Consider the following 17,686-nt stretch of genomic DNA (forward strand, 5'->3'; position numbering starts at 1 on the left):
CTATGCTCCCTCTAAAACGAATGCCGCACCTAAACCACCTGCAGCACATGCTGTTGTTAATGCAAGGCCACCGCCACGACGATTTAATTCATTTAAGCTTTGTGTAATTAAGCGTGCGCCTGTTGCTGCAAATGGGTGACCGTAAGCGAGTGAACCACCGTTTACATTAAACTTATCCATATCGATTTCGCCAATCGCCTTAGAACGGCCCAACTTCTCTTGGGCAAATTTATCACAGCCAAACATCTTCATGTTAGCAAGTGCTTGAGCTGCGAATGCTTCGTGCATTTCAATTAAATCAAGATCTTGTAACGTGATGCCCGCTCTATCAAGCGCCATTGGCGTTGAGTGTGCAGGACCCATTAACATATCTTCATGTACGTCAATCGCGCTAAACGCGAAGCTACGAATATAACCTAAGATTGGGTAACCAAGTGCTTTCGCTTTTGATTCGCTCATCATTAACACAGCTGCCGCACCATCAGTTAGTGGCGTTGCATTTGCAGCCGTAACTGAACCGTGTTGGCGATCAAATACCGGACGTAATTTTGCGTAGCCTTCAACTGTTGAGTTTTCACGAATGTTGTTATCGCGATCAAGGAAACCTTTGTAAGGCGGCACATGTGCAGTCATTACTTCGTTGCTTAGTAAACCGTCATTCCAGGCTTTTGCCGCAAGCGAGTGTGAACGATGCGCCATTGCATCTTGATCAGCTCGGCTAATGTTATGAGTTTTTGCCATTTGCTCTGCGGTTTGGCCCATGGAAAGGCCCGTTGAGTATTCAGCTACCGCAGGTGGTACTGGCAGTAAATCTTTGAAGCGCAATTTCGAAAGAATTTTAAAGCGCTGACCAAAGGTGCGTGCTTTATTTAAATCAACAAGGCTACCAGCTAATTTTTTACTTACGCCAATTGGTAAAACAGATGATGAATCCGCACCGCCAGCAATACCGACATTTACAGAACCGGCAATAATTGATTCGGCTACGTTGGCAACTGCTTGGAAACTAGTTGCACATGCACGTGACACAGAATACGCATCTACCGATACTGGCATGCCAGTACCCAGTACAATTTCACGCGCAATATTTGGCGCTTCTGGCATTTGAACAACCTGTCCGAAAACCAGCTGATCGATTTCATTTTTATCAAGATTCATGCGTTCAAGCATTTCATTTACAACCATTTTTCCCATATCTAATGCAGGTACGTGGTGGAAGTAAGTAGCTTGTTTTGCAAATGGAGTTCTCAATCCGCTGACAACGGCAATTCGGTCGCCTTTTGTTGTTTTTAGTATATTTTGTTCAGACATAGGTTGTTCCTCTGGTTACAGGTCTGACCTGTTATCAAGTTTATTGATTCTAAACAAGGTATCTTTGTTTGCCAATAGCAAAGCGTAAGTTTTTGTCAACCACCCTTGCCGACTTCCCTTTGCTGTGATCGCGGTAAAAGTCTTCTGCCAGCTATCGCTTTAATCCCAACATTCATTGAATAACATTTGATCACAAATTAAAACAAAGGATTACGGGGGCTATCTGTTTTTTCACCGAAATAAAAGTAACAATTTCCATATTACAAACACGTTAGATGGAGAGCGCTATGAAGCTAACTCAATACATAAAACTGGAGCTAGGCACGCAATGGACCGCTAACACGATTTCAGAACAAACCCAAGGTGCACTTAGCAAGCGTACAGCTAATAATTGGTACAATGGTGAAAAACGTCCCATTCTGGAACTTGTTATCGACGGTTTAAAATACCGCAAAATGCAAAGCGAACAAAATAGCAACGAAAGCGCCTAATGCGCACATGTGTTGACATTATCACTGCCAAGCTGCATTTCCTATGCAGCTTTTTTTGAACTTTTTATTACTGCCACCATCTTAGCCTCTGTTGTTCTTGCCTCATAAAACAAATGCGAAGATCAACACACCTAATTTTTCCCGATACATTTATTAACGTAAGCCCTTGGCTTAACTAACAGCTTAAGTATAATCTAGCGGTTAAGAACTATTTAAGCCAATTAAAACAATAAGGATAGCGACTAACATGGCGGTATCAGCGTTTGTTCAGCTACAAAATTATTTAGACAGCCAAATCATTGGCCAACCAGAACTTACTCAAGCACTTTTACTAGCATTACTTGCTGATGGACACCTACTTGTTGAAGGTCCTCCAGGTCTTGCTAAAACCCGTGCAGTAAATGCGTTGGCAAAAGGTGTTGAAGGCAATTTCCAACGCGTACAATTTACCCCCGATTTATTGCCGGCAGATATCACAGGAACCGATATTTATCGCCAGCAAACCAGCGAATTTGTCTTTGAAGCAGGACCGTTGTTTCATAACCTTGTGCTCGCTGATGAAATTAACCGTGCGCCAGCAAAAGTTCAGTCAGCCTTATTAGAGGCCATGGCAGAAAGGCAAATCACGGTAGGTAAAAAAACTTACCCACTGCCAGAATTATTTCTTGTTATGGCAACGCAAAACCCGCTAGAGCAAGAAGGGACCTACCCGCTTCCAGAGGCGCAGCTTGACCGTTTTTTATTGCACCTTAGTATTGATTATCCAGACGCACAAAACGAGCTCGACATACTACGCCTAACCCGTGGTGAAGCGCTGTCAGAAGAGCAAGTTAAAGCACCAAAAATTTCGCAACAAACCTTGTTTGAATCGCGCAAGCAAGTGCTTTCACTGCATTTATCAGAACCACTTGAACGCTATCTTGTGCAGCTAATAATCGCAACACGCCAAGCTGAAAAGTTAAGCCCAGAGTTAGGCCGCTGGATAGAGTACGGCGCAAGTCCGCGCGCCACAATTGCGCTTGATCGCTGTGCCCGAGCGCATGCATGGCTCGCCGGTCGTGATTTTGTCGCACCTGAAGATATTCAAAGTGTATTTGCTAATGTGCTACGTCACCGCATTATTTTATCTTACGAAGCGCAAGCTGATGGCGTAAGCAAAGATGATGTGCTCGCCGAGATAATCGCGCGCGTGGTAGCACCTTAATCCCATTATGAATACACAAACTGCACAACTCGCCGAACTGCAAAGCAATGGTGTGGAGCTCTCGCTCAATGAGTTGATGGCGTATCACAACAAAACCACCTTGCTTGAGCTAACGCCAAAACGCAAAGTGAAGCACCACAATGCCGGTCAATATCTTGCGCCACATAAAGGCCGAGGTATGGAATTTGCCGAAGTTCGGCATTATCAACCGGGTGATGATGTACGTGCCATCGACTGGCGTGTTACCGCTCGTACAGGAATCGCCCATACCAAGCTATTTCAGGAAGAAAAAGAACGCCCCGTTTTTATTTTGACTGACTTTAGCGACAGCATGATCTTTGGCTCTCAGTTACTTTTAAAATCTGTGCAAGCGGCTCATTTAAGTGCACTGATTGCTTGGAGTGCCGTTCAGCGCGGCGATCGCGTTGGCGGGTTAGTGTTTAATCATAATGCCCATTGGGAGCTAAAGCCCGCTTCACGTCAAAGTGCTGCATTAAAGCTGTTTCATAATTTACAACTTGCCCACCAAGCAGCATTAAGCAGTAAACTCGACGGCGAATCGCAAACGCTAAATGATCAATTAAATCGTTTAGTACACTTAGCAAAACCAGGCTCCTTGGTATATCTCATTTCGGATTTTCATCATTTAAGTGAAGATATGGCAAAGCAATTGCTGTTATTAACCCGCCACTGCGAGTTAATTGCCTGCCCTATTTTTGACCCTATGGAACGTGCGCTGCCGAATGTTGGCGAGCAACTTTCACTAAAATCAGGTAATCGCCAAGCAAGTTTACCGCTGGCTAACGCTAAATTTCGCGAAAGCTATGCGGCAAAAGCCAATGCCCAACAAAATGCGCTCTATCAGCTATTACATAAATCAGGGTTAGCGCTGATGCCTTTTAGTGCAGCGCAATCAATCACCGAACAATTAAAGGGATAATGATTTAATGGCGACACCAACATCTCCGTTAGATAATTTGCATGATGTTATCGCACCTGCGACAGTGCCTTGGTGGCCTCTTTCGCTGCCCGCAATAGCAATCATTGCAGTAGCCCTATTGCTACTCGTTATTGCCAGCTATGCAATTTACCAACGTCACTTACTCAATAAAGCTAAAAAACAAGCAATTAAAGAAAGTAAAGCATATCAATCTTGCAATTTAGATAATGTTCAGGCGTTGCATTTGTTATTGAAACGTCTTGTAAAACACTACTATGGCGCAGAAGCTGCCAGTCAAAGTGGTGAAAAATGGCTTGAGCTTGTCGCCGCAACATCAAAAACAACGCTCAGCAATGATCAGCTAATGCGCTTATATCAAGCCGAAAATAATGAACCACTTACCGATTTCCATAACAAGCTGACACAGGCTATTAATCGTTTTAAAGTAAAAGGAGCGATTAATGTTTGAGTTTGCTTGGCCATTTGCTTCTTTATTATTGCCACTGCCGTTTTTACTGCGTAAGTTACAAAAAAACAAACAAGTCGCAACCGTTAGAACAACAGCGCTTTACCATAACCCAGTAGTGCAAACCGGTAACATATCGCAACCAACACGTTTTTCACTTTGGCCTTGGCTTATTTGGGCATGTTTATGCGTTGCCCTAGCGCACCCTAAGTACTATGGCGAACCGATCCAGTTACCCAACGAAGGGCGTGAAATTATGCTGGCTGTCGATTTATCTACCTCAATGCGTGAGCAAGATATGCAATATCAGGGGCAGTACATTGACAGATTATCTGTAGTTAAAGCAGTACTTAACGAATTTATTACGGCCCGCACTGGCGATCGTCTAGGCCTTATTTTATTTGCCGATACCGCTTTTTTGCAAACGCCACTTACCCGCGACTTAACCACAGTAGCTAAAATGCTAGAAGAAGCGCAAATTGGCTTGGTGGGTCAAGCCACCGCAATCGGCGACGCACTCGGCCTTGCTGTAAAACGGTTTGCATTAAAAGAAGATGGTAACCGCATACTTATTTTGTTAACCGACGGACAAAATACCGCTGGTAATTTAAGCCCAGAAGAAGCGCTGATCCTTGCTAAGGATGCGGGAATCAAAGTATATACCGTTGGTGTAGGTGCCGACAGCCAATCAAACTTTTTTGGCTTTCAAATGCAGCGTGGTAGCGCATTAGATGAAGGCTTATTAACAGAAATTGCACGTGATACCGGTGGCCAATACTTTCGCGCAACCGACGTGGCGAGTTTACAACGCATTTATCAAATGCTTGATCAGTTAGAACCCATTAGCGATAACAGTGAAACCGTTAGACCGCAAAAAGCGTTGTTTTATATTCCATTATTTATCGCAGTGCTACTACTATTCACGCAAACATTAGTAAATAGTATTCGCAGTTTAACAACACGGAGTGGCGCATGACGTTAGAATTTATTCGCCCTGAAGCCTTTTACCTATTACCGTTAGTTGCCTTGGTAATGGCATTGCAGTTTATTAAAAAACGCAAACATATTAGCAATAGTCCTATCGCCCCTCACCTTGCACAATTTCTGTTAGATGGTGAAACCAAACACAGCAAAACCAATTCTCTGTGGTTAAGCTTATTTTTGCTTGTCAGTGCTGTCGCACTTGCAGGGCCGAGCTGGCAATCACAACCATTACCAGTTTATCAAAGCAAACATGCACGCGTGCTAGTGATGGACATGTCTCGCTCAATGTACAGCCAAGACATAAAGCCAAATCGCTTAACACAGGCACGTTTTAAAGCACTTACACTGACCGATATTCTGAAAGAAAGTGACTTAGCACTTGTGGCGTACAGTAACGATGCTTACACCATTTCACCACTGACGTCAGATCACCAAACGCTCGCCAACCTCATTCCGAGTTTAAGCCCAGAAATTATGCCTGTGCCGGGTAGCAACATCTTTGCTGGTATCAATTTAGCGGTCGAGTTACTGAACCAAGCAAGCGTGACCAATGGCGAGATTTATTGGATCACTGATGGTATTGATGATTTTGATGAAAGCCGTGACATTGAGAAACTATTAAATAAGCACAATATCAAACTCAATATCTATGCGGTAGCTACCGAACAAGGCGCGCCAATTCAATTGCCAAACGAAGGTTTTTTAAAAGATAACTACGGGCAGATTGTTATTCCAAAAGCCAACTTTAGCCTATTACAACAACTTGCCTCAAATACGGGTGGTAAGTTTAATTACTATCAAGTAAGTGATGCCGATCTTGCGCTATTTAAGCCTACAAACACTAACCAAGACGATGTGGTAAAGCGAGAGCAAACCAGCCAACAACCCATTGATGGCGGTATTTACTTAGTATTTTTACTTATACCACTCGGTTTTATGATGTTAAAACACCAACCTAAATTTTTATTAGGCCTTTGCTGCCTATTTGTATTTAAACCAGGTGTCAGTTACGCATCGTCACTACCGAGCTGGTTGTTAAATGACGAGCAAAAAGCGCATCAAGCGTATCAACAACAAGATTATAAAGCCGCAAGTAACGCTAAGACTGCGAATTTATCAGGCTCTGCGCTTTACCAACAAGGTGATTTCGAAAACGCGCTCAAAAAGTTTAAGCAAGATGGCAGCGCAGAGGGACTTTATAATCAAGGTAACGCCTTAGCAAAATTAAATCGTTTTGATGAAGCGATTGAGGCTTATGACAAAGCCTTAGCCCAGCAACCTGAATTTAAGCAAGCGCAAGAAAATAAAGCCTTATTAGAAGATTTGAAGCAACAGCAGCAAAATCAAAAATCTCAAGATGGTGAAAACCAAGAGCAAGACAAGCAACAACAAAGCGACAATCAGCAACAACAAGACCAACAATCTGGCCAACAAAACCAGCAATCAAATGAGCAAAACCAGCAAAATGGTGAGCAATCTGAATCTCAAGACCAGCAAAATCAAAATGGCGAGAAAAGCGAAGGTGAAAGGCAAGAAAATAACAATCAGCCGGATATGAAAGCTGAGAGTTCCCCTGAGCAACAACAGCAAAAAGAACAACACGCTAACCCTTCAGATAAAGAGTCTGAACAACAGCCAGAGGGTGAAGCTGAGCAACAAGCTGAACAACAGCAACAAGCTGAGCAGCAAATGCCACAACAGCAGGCTACGCCAGCGCCCGAGCTAACCCCTGAAGAAAAAGAGCAAGTCCAGATTATTAATCAGCTACTACGCAAAGTACCGGATGATCCGGCTATTTTGTTACGCAATAAAATGAAATTAGAAAGTCAAAAAAGATATCGTCAGCGCATCCAGCAGCAAGGAGTTGAGAAGTCATGGTAAGTCGCTTAGTTGTTTTAGTTAGCCTTGTATTACTGCCTTTGCAAGCGATAGCAGCACTCACTGCCAGTGTTGATCGCAACCCTGTATTAGCCGGTGAGTTCTTTAATTTGACAATTCGTGCTGAACAAAATGTAAAAGGTGAACAACCCGATACCACACCACTCTTAAAAAACTTTGTAGTAGGCCCTACATCAGTGCGCAGCAACACCAGCATAATTAACGGCCAAGTAAATCACACCACACAGTGGCAAGTGGAATTAATGGCACGTAACCCTGGCACGTATGAAATACCCAGTTTTTCTGTTGCCAACATGCAATCTAATCCGCTTAGCGTTAAAGTCGTGCCATCTTCAACCGCTGATAATCAAAGCAAAGATGTGTATATCGAAACAAGCATGCAAAGCGATACGTTATACGTGCAGCAAGCTGGCGTATATACCGTTAAATTATTCCTTGCCAACGACTTAACTGAGGGGCAATTAGGCTCTCCAGAGCTAGAAACCGCTAATGTATCCCAGCTTGGTAAACAAAAAGAGAGTTACGAAATTATTGATGGCATTCGTTATTTAATTATTGAGCGAAATTACCTTATTCAACCGCAAAAAAGCGGTCAATACACTATTAAGTCACCCTACTTTAAAGGCCGTATTCGCGACAATTACCGTACTCGTGCGGCAAGTGCTGTGGGTAAAGATATTCAGTTAAACATTAAACCTATTCCACAAAGTAGTTCTGGCAACTGGTTACCAAGTGAACTTGTGACCTTAAATGAAGAGTGGCAACCAGAAAAGCAGAGCTATCAAATTGGTGAACCAATTACCCGTACCATTACTGTTACGGCACTTGGCATTACTAAAGAACAATTGCCAGAAATCAATTTACCTACAATTAATGGCGTGCGTAGCTATTCAGATCAAGCTGAAAGCAATAACCTAGTACGAAATGGTAAAGTTATTTCACAAAAAGTAGAGTCATTTGCGCTTATGCCACAAGCGCCAGGCAACTACACGTTGCCAGAGGTACGCGTACCATGGTTTAATATTATCACCAACCGCACAGAGTACGCTACACTTCCTGAGCGCAAGTTAACTGTGGTTGGTGATCCTAACTTTGTGCAACCCGCCATCTCTGCGCCAATTCAGAACAACGCGTTACCTGAAAGTACGCAAACAAACACAGCGAATAAAACCACGTTTGAAACCCCATTTTACTACTGGCCGCTAGTCATTCTTGGCTATGCATTGTGGTTAATCACCTTAATTATTTGGTGGATAAAACGCAAACCAGCAACACAAATTCGCACTAATGATGTAACACCTAAGCAAAACACAAGCCCATTACCTGAGCTCAAAGAAGCGTTAAAACAAAATAATCAACGCGCGTTTTATCATCAATTGGTAAAGCTGTGTAAGCTACATACAGGCAGCGCAGATTTAACTAAACTCAACAATATGGTGAACAACTCGCAATTTGCTGAGTCGGTAAATCACTTACAAGCAAATTTATACGCAGGTAAAAATCACGCGGTCGACCTAAAGTTTATTTACCAGCAGATAAATAATTTAAATAAAAAAACCAAAAGCGAGAATGAGTTAACCCAACTCTATTAAAATAGTTTCAATGTTTGGAAAGAAAAAACAGCAACGTCAGGTCTTAATTGACATGGCTGATAAACAAAAACGATATGAAGCGTTAGTGAATGTGTATCACAAAGAGCTATATCGCTTCGCATACTGGTTAGCAGGTGACCCAACGGTTGCCGAAGACCTTGTGCAAGAAACTTTTTTGAGGGCTTGGCGCTCGCTTGATTCACTACTTGACCAGCAAGCAGCTAAAGCATGGTTAATCACGATTTTACGTCGTGAGAATGCGCGTCGTTTTGAGCGTAAACAATTTGATTACAGCGATGTTGAGCAAGATACGCTATGCGATACGCAAACCCTCGATATGGAACAAAACGCAGAGCGTTCACAGCTGCAAAAACGCATTATGCAACTCGATGAAGAGTACCGTGAACCCTTGCTTCTGCAAGTCGTAATGGGGTTTAGTGGAGATGAAATCGCATCCATTTTATCACTTAACAAAAACACCGTAATGACACGACTATTTCGTGCTCGCAACCAATTGAAAGACAATTTACAACCAAGTTTACAAAGGGGGATCAACAATGGATGAATTAGAATTACGACGTCGTTTATATGCTGATCCAAATACCAGCGACAAAGACGTGCTCGATGCGCTTGAGTCAGACCCAGATGCACACGCATTTAGTAACGAGCTAAAAACACTCGATAACGACATTGAGCAAGCACTTAACATCCCTGTGCCAGAGAATCTCGCTGAGCGCTTGGTGTTAAATCAGTCATTGCATGCGTTTCAAACTCAGCGTAAAAAAACACGTGTTCATTTAGCATTAGCAGCATCTGTGGCGTTTTTATTTGGCGTGTCGTTCACTTATTTAAATATGGGCGCACCGCTTAATTTAGAGCAACATGCACTTGCTCATGTTTACCATGAGCCTAGCTCGCTTACTAATGTAAATCACAACTTTAGTTTGCAAGAAGTAAATGCAAAACTTGCCAGTTTTGGTGGTAATTTTAGCGAATTACCAAACCAAGTAAGCTACCTTACCTTTTGTGATTTTAAGGGGCAAAAAAGCCTGCATTTAGTGTTTCAAACAGAGCAAGGCCCGATGACACTGTTTATTGTACCAAGCGAGAATCAGTATCGTACCGAGTCTTATTTTTCGGACGAATCATTTGATGGTGCGACTTACCAAGGTCATAAAGCAAATCTCATTTTACTCGGTGAAAAAGGCCAAGCACTCTCACCTTACAATGAAAAATTGCAAAATTCACTGCAATGGCGCATTTGATGAAAAATAGAATTTAGCTTAAACAAAAAAAACAGCAGGTATTAACCTGCTGTTTTTTTAGGGCTGCAAGCTATACGTTATGCCAACGCAGTTAGCAAAACGTATAGCCCACTAGAATGATTAGCTATTTACATGAACCGCTATCACCCATAGGTATAACTTGCTTGTAAACCTAATTGTAAACCTAGGCCCCAGTAAGCAAGCAAGAACAAGGTCCAGCCAATCATAAAGGCAATTGAATATGGGATCATTAACGCGATTAATGTACCAATTCCGGTATTCTTAACATACTTTTGACAGTACACCACCACTAGCGGGAAATAAGGCATTAACGGCGTGATAATATTAGAGCTTGAATCACCAATACGGTAAGCCGCTTGTGTTAAGTCTGGCGAAATGCCCAACTGCATTAACATAGGTACGAAAATTGGTCCTAGCAGCGCCCATTTTGCACTACTTGAACCAACAAACAGGTTCACAAAACCGGTTAAGAAAATAATGCCCACCACAGTTACCGCACTTGGTAGCTGCATTGCTTTTAGTACTTCAGCACCTTCAATAGCGAGTAACGCACCCAGATTCGATTGCGAAAACGCAGCAATAAACAGTGCACAGAAAAACGCCATAACCACATAATACGCCATGCCATGCATTGCTTTGGTCATTGCATCTATCATGTCTTTACTTGATTTAAAGGTACCCACTACAAAACCGTAAACCGCCCCTGGTATCCAGAAAACCAAGAAAATAATCGGCACGATAGATTGCATTAATGGCGCTTTAAAATCAGTCAGTGAGCCTTCTTTACTACGAAGTGGAGAGCTTTCACCCCACGCAGCATAAGCAAGGAGTGCAAGACCCGCAATCATAACAGCTGAGGCAATGTAAAAGCCTTTACGCTCGGTGTCATTAATTTGATCAAAGCTCGGTAAGTCATCAGTGTTGCCATCAAGCTCGACCTTGTTAAGACGCGGCTCGATAATTTTATCCGTGATATACCAGCCAAGTAGCACGATAAATAAACTTGACGCCGAAGTGAAATACCAGTTATTGAGTGGATTAACTTCAATAGTCGGGTCAATAATTTGCGCTGCACTTTGGGTAAAGCTTTGTAGTAACGGATCGATTCCCGATGGAATAAAGTTAGCACTAAAGCCACCGCTTACACCGGCAAATGCCGCTGCAATACCGACTAATGGGTGACGCCCCATGGCATAAAAAATCACACCCGCAAGCGGAATTACTAATACATAGCCAGCATCAGTTGCGGTGTGGCTAACAATCGCAATTAAGATTACGCAAGGTGTTAATAGCGCCTTCGGTGTGCGTTTCAACATTAATTTTAGGCCAGTGTTAATGTAGCCCGAATGCTCGGCTACACCTACACCTAGCATTGCAACAAGTACTACACCAAGCGGCGCAAAGCCGGTGAATGTTTTAACCATATTCGCTAAAAAGGCGGCAAGGTTATCACCAGTAAGTAAGTTATTAACAACTATCGCTTCGCCAGTGCGTGGGTCGATTGCTGAAAACGTGTAATTTGAAAAAATTGCAGAAAGTACCCAAATCAATAGCATTGAGAACAAAAATATCATTGCCGGATCTGGCAATTTATTTCCTACATACTCAATACCATTAAGAAATTTATCTATGGGTTTTACTTTTTGTGTCTGTGCATCAGTGTTACTCGATGACATGGTATTTCCCTAATAGTTATTATTCTTGCTAATTTATCATAAACGATGTGGCGATAAAGGAAACTTAATTTGTTTTAACGTGTCGTTTAATTTGCGTTTATATTCTGATTTCACGGTGCTACTATGCGTGCCTTTTAACGATTTCGTAATTTTTATGCAGATAATAAAAGAGTTTAGTTTTGTTGATGAACTCGCGCTCAATCAGCATCAACGCATATTGCGCCCCGCTACACGTGCTATTGTAACCAAAGGCCAAAACATTTTATTACTACACACCGAACGTTATCGTGATTACTCTTTGCCCGGTGGCGGAGTTGATCATGGCGAGAGCCTGCAGCAAGCGTTAATTAGAGAGTTAACCGAAGAAACCGGCGCACGCGAAATTGATAATATTACGCCATACGGCTTAATTCGTGAGTTTCGTGCTAATTACAAACAAGCAGATCAATTAATCGAAATGCTCTCTTATTGCTTTACCTGCACAATTGACGATGAATTTGACCAGCAAAATTTAGAAGATTATGAGATTGCCAATGGCATGACGGTACACTGGGTAGATATAAATAAAGCCATTGCTTACAACAAGCAAACAATGGCTGAATCAGATAAAAAAGGCATCAGCATAGTGCGCGAAACCTTTTTACTTGAGCATATTGCAGCAAATTTGCTTAATCCTTCGTGCGGATAAGCAAAACTTATTAGTGAAGCGCCGCTGTATGCGGCAGCTTTGCACAAATTTCCGCTTCAGCGTGCAAAATCTCTTCTAAACGCGCATCCACTTCGGCTTTATCAAAATATTCGTACGCCAGCTCAACAAACAAAAATGCGTGCTTTTCTTCTGATTTTGCGATGGTAACGTAAAAGTCTTTTTCTTTACCCTCTGAAAGTGCTTCAGCAACCAGAGAGAAACGCTCGTAACCACGGGCTTCAATCACCGCAGCAACCAGTAAGCGGTCGAGTAAAAATACGTCTTTACCTTGGCGAAACAATGCACGTAAATCTTTTACATACGAATCTTTAGTGTCTTTACCTAACGTAATATCGCGTTCTAACAGAATTTTCACTACTTGCTTAAAGTGGATCATTTCTTCAAGCGCTAAGTCAGTCATTGCACGCACTAATTTTCGGCGATCTGGGTAATGCGAAAGCATTGAAAGCGCCATGCCCGACGCTTTTTTCTCAGCGGCAGCGTGGTCTTGTAAAAAGGTATCAAAATCGGCCATTACCGCTTCAGTCCAAGAAAATGGCGTTTTGTATTTAAGTTCAAACATACTTGGCTTAATGTTAGTAATTCAAATTAGGCGCAGTTTAATAGTCAGCTTCAAAGATGTCTATTTTAAATCCGCTTTACCATTGCGTGTTGAGTCGAGTTTTAGAGGGCTTTTAATTTGTTTCCACGCCGTAACTTTGCCGTTTACGTTGAGTTGTTCAAAACCGCCTTTTTCTTGCTTGCCCAGAAACGAACAAAATTGCTGATAACTGTTTTCATCAGACAAGTTAATCACTAAGTGCTGGTTATTGATGCGCTGAAAAAAGTCCATTACCTTGGCTTTGTGCGATAAGTAACACTGGGTTAAATGCGCATCATCTAACATAGTTTGTTTATTAAGCGGATGAAAAACCTCACCATAACAGCGTTTTAAGCTTGGAAAAAAGCCACCATGTTCGGTAAGAAGCCTATCTTCCATACGCGTTAACAATACTTTGATTGATGGCAGCCAGCTTGCTAAATCTCGCTCAAGGTAAATAAATTTCGCATTGGGGTAAGCTGTCAAGAGCGTTTCATAATCGTGAAAAACGGGGGTATCGGCAATAAATTCTGCTTCATCCAAGGTTGACTGAATATAGGCAGTATGTGCGGTTTTAAAGCCTAATGCGAGCGCAGCTGCACACACACTCGTTGTGCCAGTGCGGGGTAAGCCTAAAACAAAGATTTTCTGACTGCTAATAAGACACCTCTTGAGTGGTCTGATGAGTTGCGATAAGCTGAATAATATCACATTTAAACAATGCGCTTATTATGCAACTACATAACTTAAATGGACACATACAATCGATCTATTTAGTAGAATATCCAGATAAATTAATGCTGTTGGACGGCTGCTGCCGCGCGGATTGTGAACTCGTTGCACGTTTTATTACACAAGAACTAAAGCGACCATTATCAGATCTAAAATTGATTATGGTTACGCATATGCATCCTGACCATGCCGGTGGTTCACACAAACTGCGTCGTATGACAGGTGCAAAAATCGCAACATCAAACGCACCTGGTCATTGGTATCAAGGCTTTGATGGCATTATGATGCACATTACCGATATTTTATTGGCGCGTTGGGTTGCCAGTCGTAAAGGTAAAAAACAAGCCTTTATGTGGTACCCACGTAAGCTTAAGGCCGATATTTATTTGCCTGATGGTGTGAGCATTCCTGATTTTGATGAGTGGCAAGTACATCATAGTCCAGGCCATACTGACAGAGATATTTGCTTGCATCACATTCCCAGCAATATGATTTACGTCGCCGACCTTATGGTGAACGTAAAAGGAAAGCTGATCCCGCCTTTTCCAGTTTTCTACCCCAAGCGCTATCTTAATTCATTATTGATGCTAAAAACATTAAAACCAACCTCAGTACTACTAGCCCATGACGGCAAAATAAATTTCGCTGATATCGATTTTAATTACTTACTAAAAAAAGCGCCAAGTATCCCGATGACACATTGGCGCTCTGTAAAAAGTAAGTTAAAGCAAATTACTAAAAGTTAAAGCCTAAGGCTTATTAACTGCACAGCTGTTATACAATGTCATCCATTGCTCATAGCTGAGAGATGACGCTGTCTGACAAGTTTGCGCCTTAATTTCCTTTAGCTTGCCCGATACACAACCGGGTCTGAAATCGTGGCGCATTGCAAAACGCTCTACCTCATATTGCTGCATTTCGCTCATGTAGGTCACAGGATAACGTTCACCATTACATTCGATTTGATTGCTATTTCTTGGCGCAGTACTACACGCACTTAACGCGACAATCGCGCTTACCAAAGCCAATAATTTATATAATTTCATGCTAACTTCCTTGCAGTTTTTCAATCACTACGCCAAGTTTTTCAATGCGTTGGCTCATGCCTAAAATAATGCGATCTTTTATCTTATCGCGAATTGCGTAAGGCAATTTTTGCATCGCCGTATGTGAAATAGCCAACACGATAGTTTCTGCGTTCGCTTTGGCATTAATACTGCGATTATGTGTTTCGACAAATGATCCTTCACCAACAAAATCGCCTGGCTGAATAGAAACAAGCGATGGTTTATGCTGCTGTTTATACAACACTAGCTCACCGGACAACACAATATATAGGTGGTTATCGTGTTCATTTTGCCTAAATACCATTTTGTCTTTTTTGAACAAATGCAATTCAGAAAATGACTCAACCACCATTTGCCTTTCTGCTAATGTAAGCGTTTTAAAAAATGACAGGCGATTAACCAACTCCATTTTTTTGATTAGGGGAATTTGTGTGATCAGTGCCACTAATTCTCTCCGTTACAACGCGTTCAAGTAGTTTAACCCGCCACGAATTGCGGAAACTTGTGCATCAATGCAATTTTGCTCATCCGCTTTAGGGCTATCCGGATAAACTTCTGTGGTAGTGACATATGTCGCATCAGTAATACCAGCGCACAGAGATAAACCTTTACAGTCGTAGTTGCATACACCAAATTGTGAAATCGCTACGCCGATTAGTTCACCATTTTCATCCGCCGGCGCAATATGGGTGACTTGTTCAACTGACTCAATAATGGCTTTTTGAAACGCCGCTTCTGGACGTTTTGAATCGCCTACCAAATAAAACCCATCAGGAATATTCCAATTGGTGTGCTGAGCGCCATCACGCGCTGCTAATGCTGGGCGAAATTCAGAATTGTCGGTGTCTGTGGTTTCATGCAAATCAATATGCATTAAAAAGTCACAGTTAAGTTTGCTTAAGTAATTTAATACCGCCTGAGATTCAGGGGCTGGAGAATCATTAAAAAAAGACCGATTTGGGTCAACCACATAGGAATTCCATCGATTAATGGTTTCAAATCCCCACGGGCTAATACAAGGTAAAATCACAAAATTAAACGCATCTTCAAAGTCTTTGACATCGTTTTTAGCAAATGCCAGAGCCCCCATTACGCCGCTAGTTTCGTAGCCATGTACTCCACCTGTAATTAATACACATGGCTTATCTTGTTGCCAAGATTTAGAGCGCAGAGCAAAAAGAGTAAGATCATCACCATAAGGCAGCTGCCCATAACTTTCAATATCAAATGCATCGGTTAGTTGGTTTATTTGTGACACCACCACCTGATTGTAATCACGCTTTTTTTGTTGCTGATTTAACCATTGTGACTTTTCTGCGTCATTCCACTTTTGGCCAGGAATACCGATTGGATAATGTGAACTCAAACTACACCTACTATTCAAAAATACAGAGTTACTATCATATCAACTGGCTGAATAAATGACATAAAAAAAGCGGCCATTGCCGCTTGTATTAATATCTGTCGCTTTTTACTGCACTACTTTTGCTTTGTTTTAATGCATTTGTATTGCAACGTTCGATGTTTCGCCTCACTGCGTGCGTGCAACAAAAAGAAGACTAAGCTCACTACTACCTGCTATAAGATGCCAATATTTGGCGTTGCACGATACATATCTTTTTTCAACGACATCATCAGTGAGTTAAGTTGGTCATTCGGTTTTAAATCAGACTTCTGCACTTTTTCGCTGTAGTTGTAGCGTTCTTTTAATTCTTCGGTCACAGCCGCTAACTTGTTACGTGCCATACGAGATTTAGCCGCGAAGTTTGAAAATTCATCAGGCTCGATTGTGTAACCTTCGTATGCCTTTAATAAACGATGACAATCTTTTGCGATGGCGTAATCTCTAATTTTTTCATCCAGTACCATGCACGTATTATTAACCAGCTCGTAGCGCCATAAGTTCTTTTGCTGCCATGCGTACATATCTGGTTTTAACATTTGTCTGGCTTTTTCTGCACGAACACCTGCTAGAATGCGGTCGGCGTCTTGTTCTATTTGTTTTTTATCCGCGTAGAAATCTTCCTTATTGGTCTCACTAGCCTGAACCAATATAAAAACGATTTCTTGTAGTTCTTGATACTCACGTGCAATGGCTCTATCTAACCACTTTCTTAACTCTGGGTTGTTATTTTTCTTCTTAACATTTTTACCTTCGTCAACCGCATGTAAAACCTGCGCATTGTATTTTACTTGCTGTATTACCGAGTAAATATCCCATGTATCTGCGGTAGTGGTATAAATAAAGTCCGCTGCTTGTTCATTTTTAAAATAAGGCTCAATACGACGATATAGCCCAGTGACATCCTCTAGTTTTTTGGCACTCACTACAGCTTGATAGTCAGATTCATCGGTATAGTATGCATCGCGGGCAAGAAAGCTATGATAATACGAGGAAAAGCGGTCTTTCTCAGTTTTACTTTGCTCAAGTAATTTATAGCTTGTACTAATTTTTTGATACAGCTCTTGGTGCTGCTTTGAGCGATTTTTCGTAAGCTCAATTGTCAGTAGCTTTTCATGCAGGTTTTTATTTTCTAAGTTACGTTTAACAAATTCAATGTTATCCAAGCTGTCGGGATCGCCACAACCAAGTAAAGACAAGGCTAAACATGCCGTAATTGTGAATTGTTTCATACTACCAACCTTATAATTATTATTTTCCTCAACCTCGATACAAAAAATTAACAATTATTACAGTTGAATTCAATATAATTTATCTTAGGTACAAGAAATATAGAGTATAGACTCT

General features: G+C 41.7%; 19 protein-coding genes. 11 read left to right on the plus strand and 8 right to left on the minus strand.

Annotated elements, in window-relative coordinates:
• A complete protein-coding gene (fadI, locus tag ACHSBP_RS16295; RefSeq protein WP_054978506.1) occupies positions 1-1,311 on the minus strand; it encodes an acetyl-CoA C-acyltransferase FadI in 1,311 nt (436 codons plus the stop codon).
• Positions 1,312-1,598: 287 nt separating this feature from the next.
• Here fadI and ACHSBP_RS16300 point away from each other — a divergent pair, with 287 nt between their 5' ends.
• From ACHSBP_RS16300 to ACHSBP_RS16340, 9 genes are all read left to right on the plus strand, one after another.
• Positions 1,599-1,802, plus strand: a complete 204-nt coding sequence (locus ACHSBP_RS16300) for a hypothetical protein (RefSeq protein WP_010560689.1) — start codon at positions 1,599-1,601, stop codon at positions 1,800-1,802.
• Between the two features lie 247 nt (positions 1,803-2,049).
• Positions 2,050-3,006: an AAA family ATPase gene (locus ACHSBP_RS16305; protein WP_395389627.1), complete on the plus strand. Its 957-nt coding sequence runs from the start codon at positions 2,050-2,052 to the stop codon at positions 3,004-3,006.
• Between the two features lie 7 nt (positions 3,007-3,013).
• Positions 3,014-3,946 (plus strand): DUF58 domain-containing protein, encoded by a 933-nt coding sequence (locus tag ACHSBP_RS16310; RefSeq protein ID WP_010560691.1) that lies wholly within the window; start codon positions 3,014-3,016, stop codon positions 3,944-3,946.
• A gap of 7 nt (positions 3,947-3,953) precedes the next feature.
• Entirely contained in the window at positions 3,954-4,415 is a 462-nt protein-coding gene (locus ACHSBP_RS16315) for a DUF4381 domain-containing protein (protein ID WP_395389628.1), read from the plus strand.
• The gene (locus tag ACHSBP_RS16320) at positions 4,408-5,388 is read left to right on the plus strand and encodes a vWA domain-containing protein (protein ID WP_395389629.1); all 981 of its coding nucleotides are present in this window, start codon (positions 4,408-4,410) and stop codon (positions 5,386-5,388) included. Before ACHSBP_RS16315 ends, ACHSBP_RS16320 begins: the two co-directional genes overlap by 8 nt.
• Positions 5,385-7,277 (plus strand): VWA domain-containing protein, encoded by a 1,893-nt coding sequence (locus ACHSBP_RS16325; RefSeq protein WP_395389630.1) that lies wholly within the window; start codon positions 5,385-5,387, stop codon positions 7,275-7,277. Before ACHSBP_RS16320 ends, ACHSBP_RS16325 begins: the two co-directional genes overlap by 4 nt.
• Positions 7,271-8,887 carry a BatD family protein gene (locus ACHSBP_RS16330; protein WP_395389631.1) on the plus strand — a complete coding sequence of 539 codons (1,617 nt, stop codon included), beginning with the start codon at positions 7,271-7,273 and terminating at the stop codon, positions 8,885-8,887. Before ACHSBP_RS16325 ends, ACHSBP_RS16330 begins: the two co-directional genes overlap by 7 nt.
• A 10-nt stretch (positions 8,888-8,897) precedes the next feature.
• The gene (locus ACHSBP_RS16335) at positions 8,898-9,452 is read left to right on the plus strand and encodes a sigma-70 family RNA polymerase sigma factor (protein WP_010560696.1); all 555 of its coding nucleotides are present in this window, start codon (positions 8,898-8,900) and stop codon (positions 9,450-9,452) included.
• Positions 9,445-10,152, plus strand: coding sequence for a DUF3379 domain-containing protein (locus ACHSBP_RS16340; RefSeq protein ID WP_395389633.1), 708 nt, complete (start codon positions 9,445-9,447; stop codon positions 10,150-10,152). Before ACHSBP_RS16335 ends, ACHSBP_RS16340 begins: the two co-directional genes overlap by 8 nt.
• A 143-nt stretch (positions 10,153-10,295) precedes the next feature.
• Here the strand turns inward: ACHSBP_RS16340 and ACHSBP_RS16345 are convergent, their stop codons facing one another.
• A complete protein-coding gene (locus tag ACHSBP_RS16345; protein WP_395389635.1) occupies positions 10,296-11,849 on the minus strand; it encodes an AbgT family transporter in 1,554 nt (517 codons plus the stop codon).
• A 154-nt stretch (positions 11,850-12,003) separates the two neighbouring features.
• On the opposite strand from ACHSBP_RS16345, the gene ACHSBP_RS16350 reads away from it, so the two are divergent.
• Complete coding sequence (locus tag ACHSBP_RS16350) at positions 12,004-12,537, plus strand: NUDIX hydrolase (RefSeq protein WP_395389637.1); 534 nt, start codon at positions 12,004-12,006, stop codon at positions 12,535-12,537.
• A 10-nt stretch (positions 12,538-12,547) separates the two neighbouring features.
• Here ACHSBP_RS16350 and ACHSBP_RS16355 read toward each other — a convergent pair whose 3' ends face one another.
• A complete protein-coding gene (locus tag ACHSBP_RS16355; protein ID WP_395389639.1) occupies positions 12,548-13,120 on the minus strand; it encodes a tRNA-(ms[2]io[6]A)-hydroxylase in 573 nt (190 codons plus the stop codon).
• 60 nt (positions 13,121-13,180) lie between these two features.
• Entirely contained in the window at positions 13,181-13,744 is a 564-nt protein-coding gene (locus tag ACHSBP_RS16360) for a sulfotransferase (protein ID WP_395389640.1), read from the minus strand.
• 125 nt (positions 13,745-13,869) lie between these two features.
• Between ACHSBP_RS16360 and ACHSBP_RS16365 the strand changes: the two genes are divergently transcribed.
• Entirely contained in the window at positions 13,870-14,616 is a 747-nt protein-coding gene (locus ACHSBP_RS16365) for an MBL fold metallo-hydrolase (protein ID WP_395389642.1), read from the plus strand.
• 3 nt (positions 14,617-14,619) lie between these two features.
• Here the strand turns inward: ACHSBP_RS16365 and ACHSBP_RS16370 are convergent, their stop codons facing one another.
• From ACHSBP_RS16370 to ACHSBP_RS16385, 4 genes are all read right to left on the minus strand, one after another.
• Positions 14,620-14,916: a hypothetical protein gene (locus ACHSBP_RS16370; protein ID WP_010560703.1), complete on the minus strand. Its 297-nt coding sequence runs from the start codon at positions 14,914-14,916 to the stop codon at positions 14,620-14,622.
• 1 nt (position 14,917) lies between these two features.
• Positions 14,918-15,382, minus strand: coding sequence for a cyclic nucleotide-binding domain-containing protein (locus ACHSBP_RS16375; protein ID WP_010560704.1), 465 nt, complete (start codon positions 15,380-15,382; stop codon positions 14,918-14,920).
• A 12-nt stretch (positions 15,383-15,394) separates the two neighbouring features.
• Positions 15,395-16,303 carry a M14 family metallocarboxypeptidase gene (locus ACHSBP_RS16380; protein ID WP_395389644.1) on the minus strand — a complete coding sequence of 303 codons (909 nt, stop codon included), beginning with the start codon at positions 16,301-16,303 and terminating at the stop codon, positions 15,395-15,397.
• Positions 16,304-16,515: 212 nt separating this feature from the next.
• Positions 16,516-17,571 carry a hypothetical protein gene (locus ACHSBP_RS16385; RefSeq protein WP_395389646.1) on the minus strand — a complete coding sequence of 352 codons (1,056 nt, stop codon included), beginning with the start codon at positions 17,569-17,571 and terminating at the stop codon, positions 16,516-16,518.
• Positions 17,572-17,686 lie beyond the last annotated feature (115 nt).

Source organism: Pseudoalteromonas sp. XMcav1-K (assembly GCF_044005875.1).
GTDB classification, from domain to species: domain Bacteria; phylum Pseudomonadota; class Gammaproteobacteria; order Enterobacterales; family Alteromonadaceae; genus Pseudoalteromonas; species Pseudoalteromonas spongiae.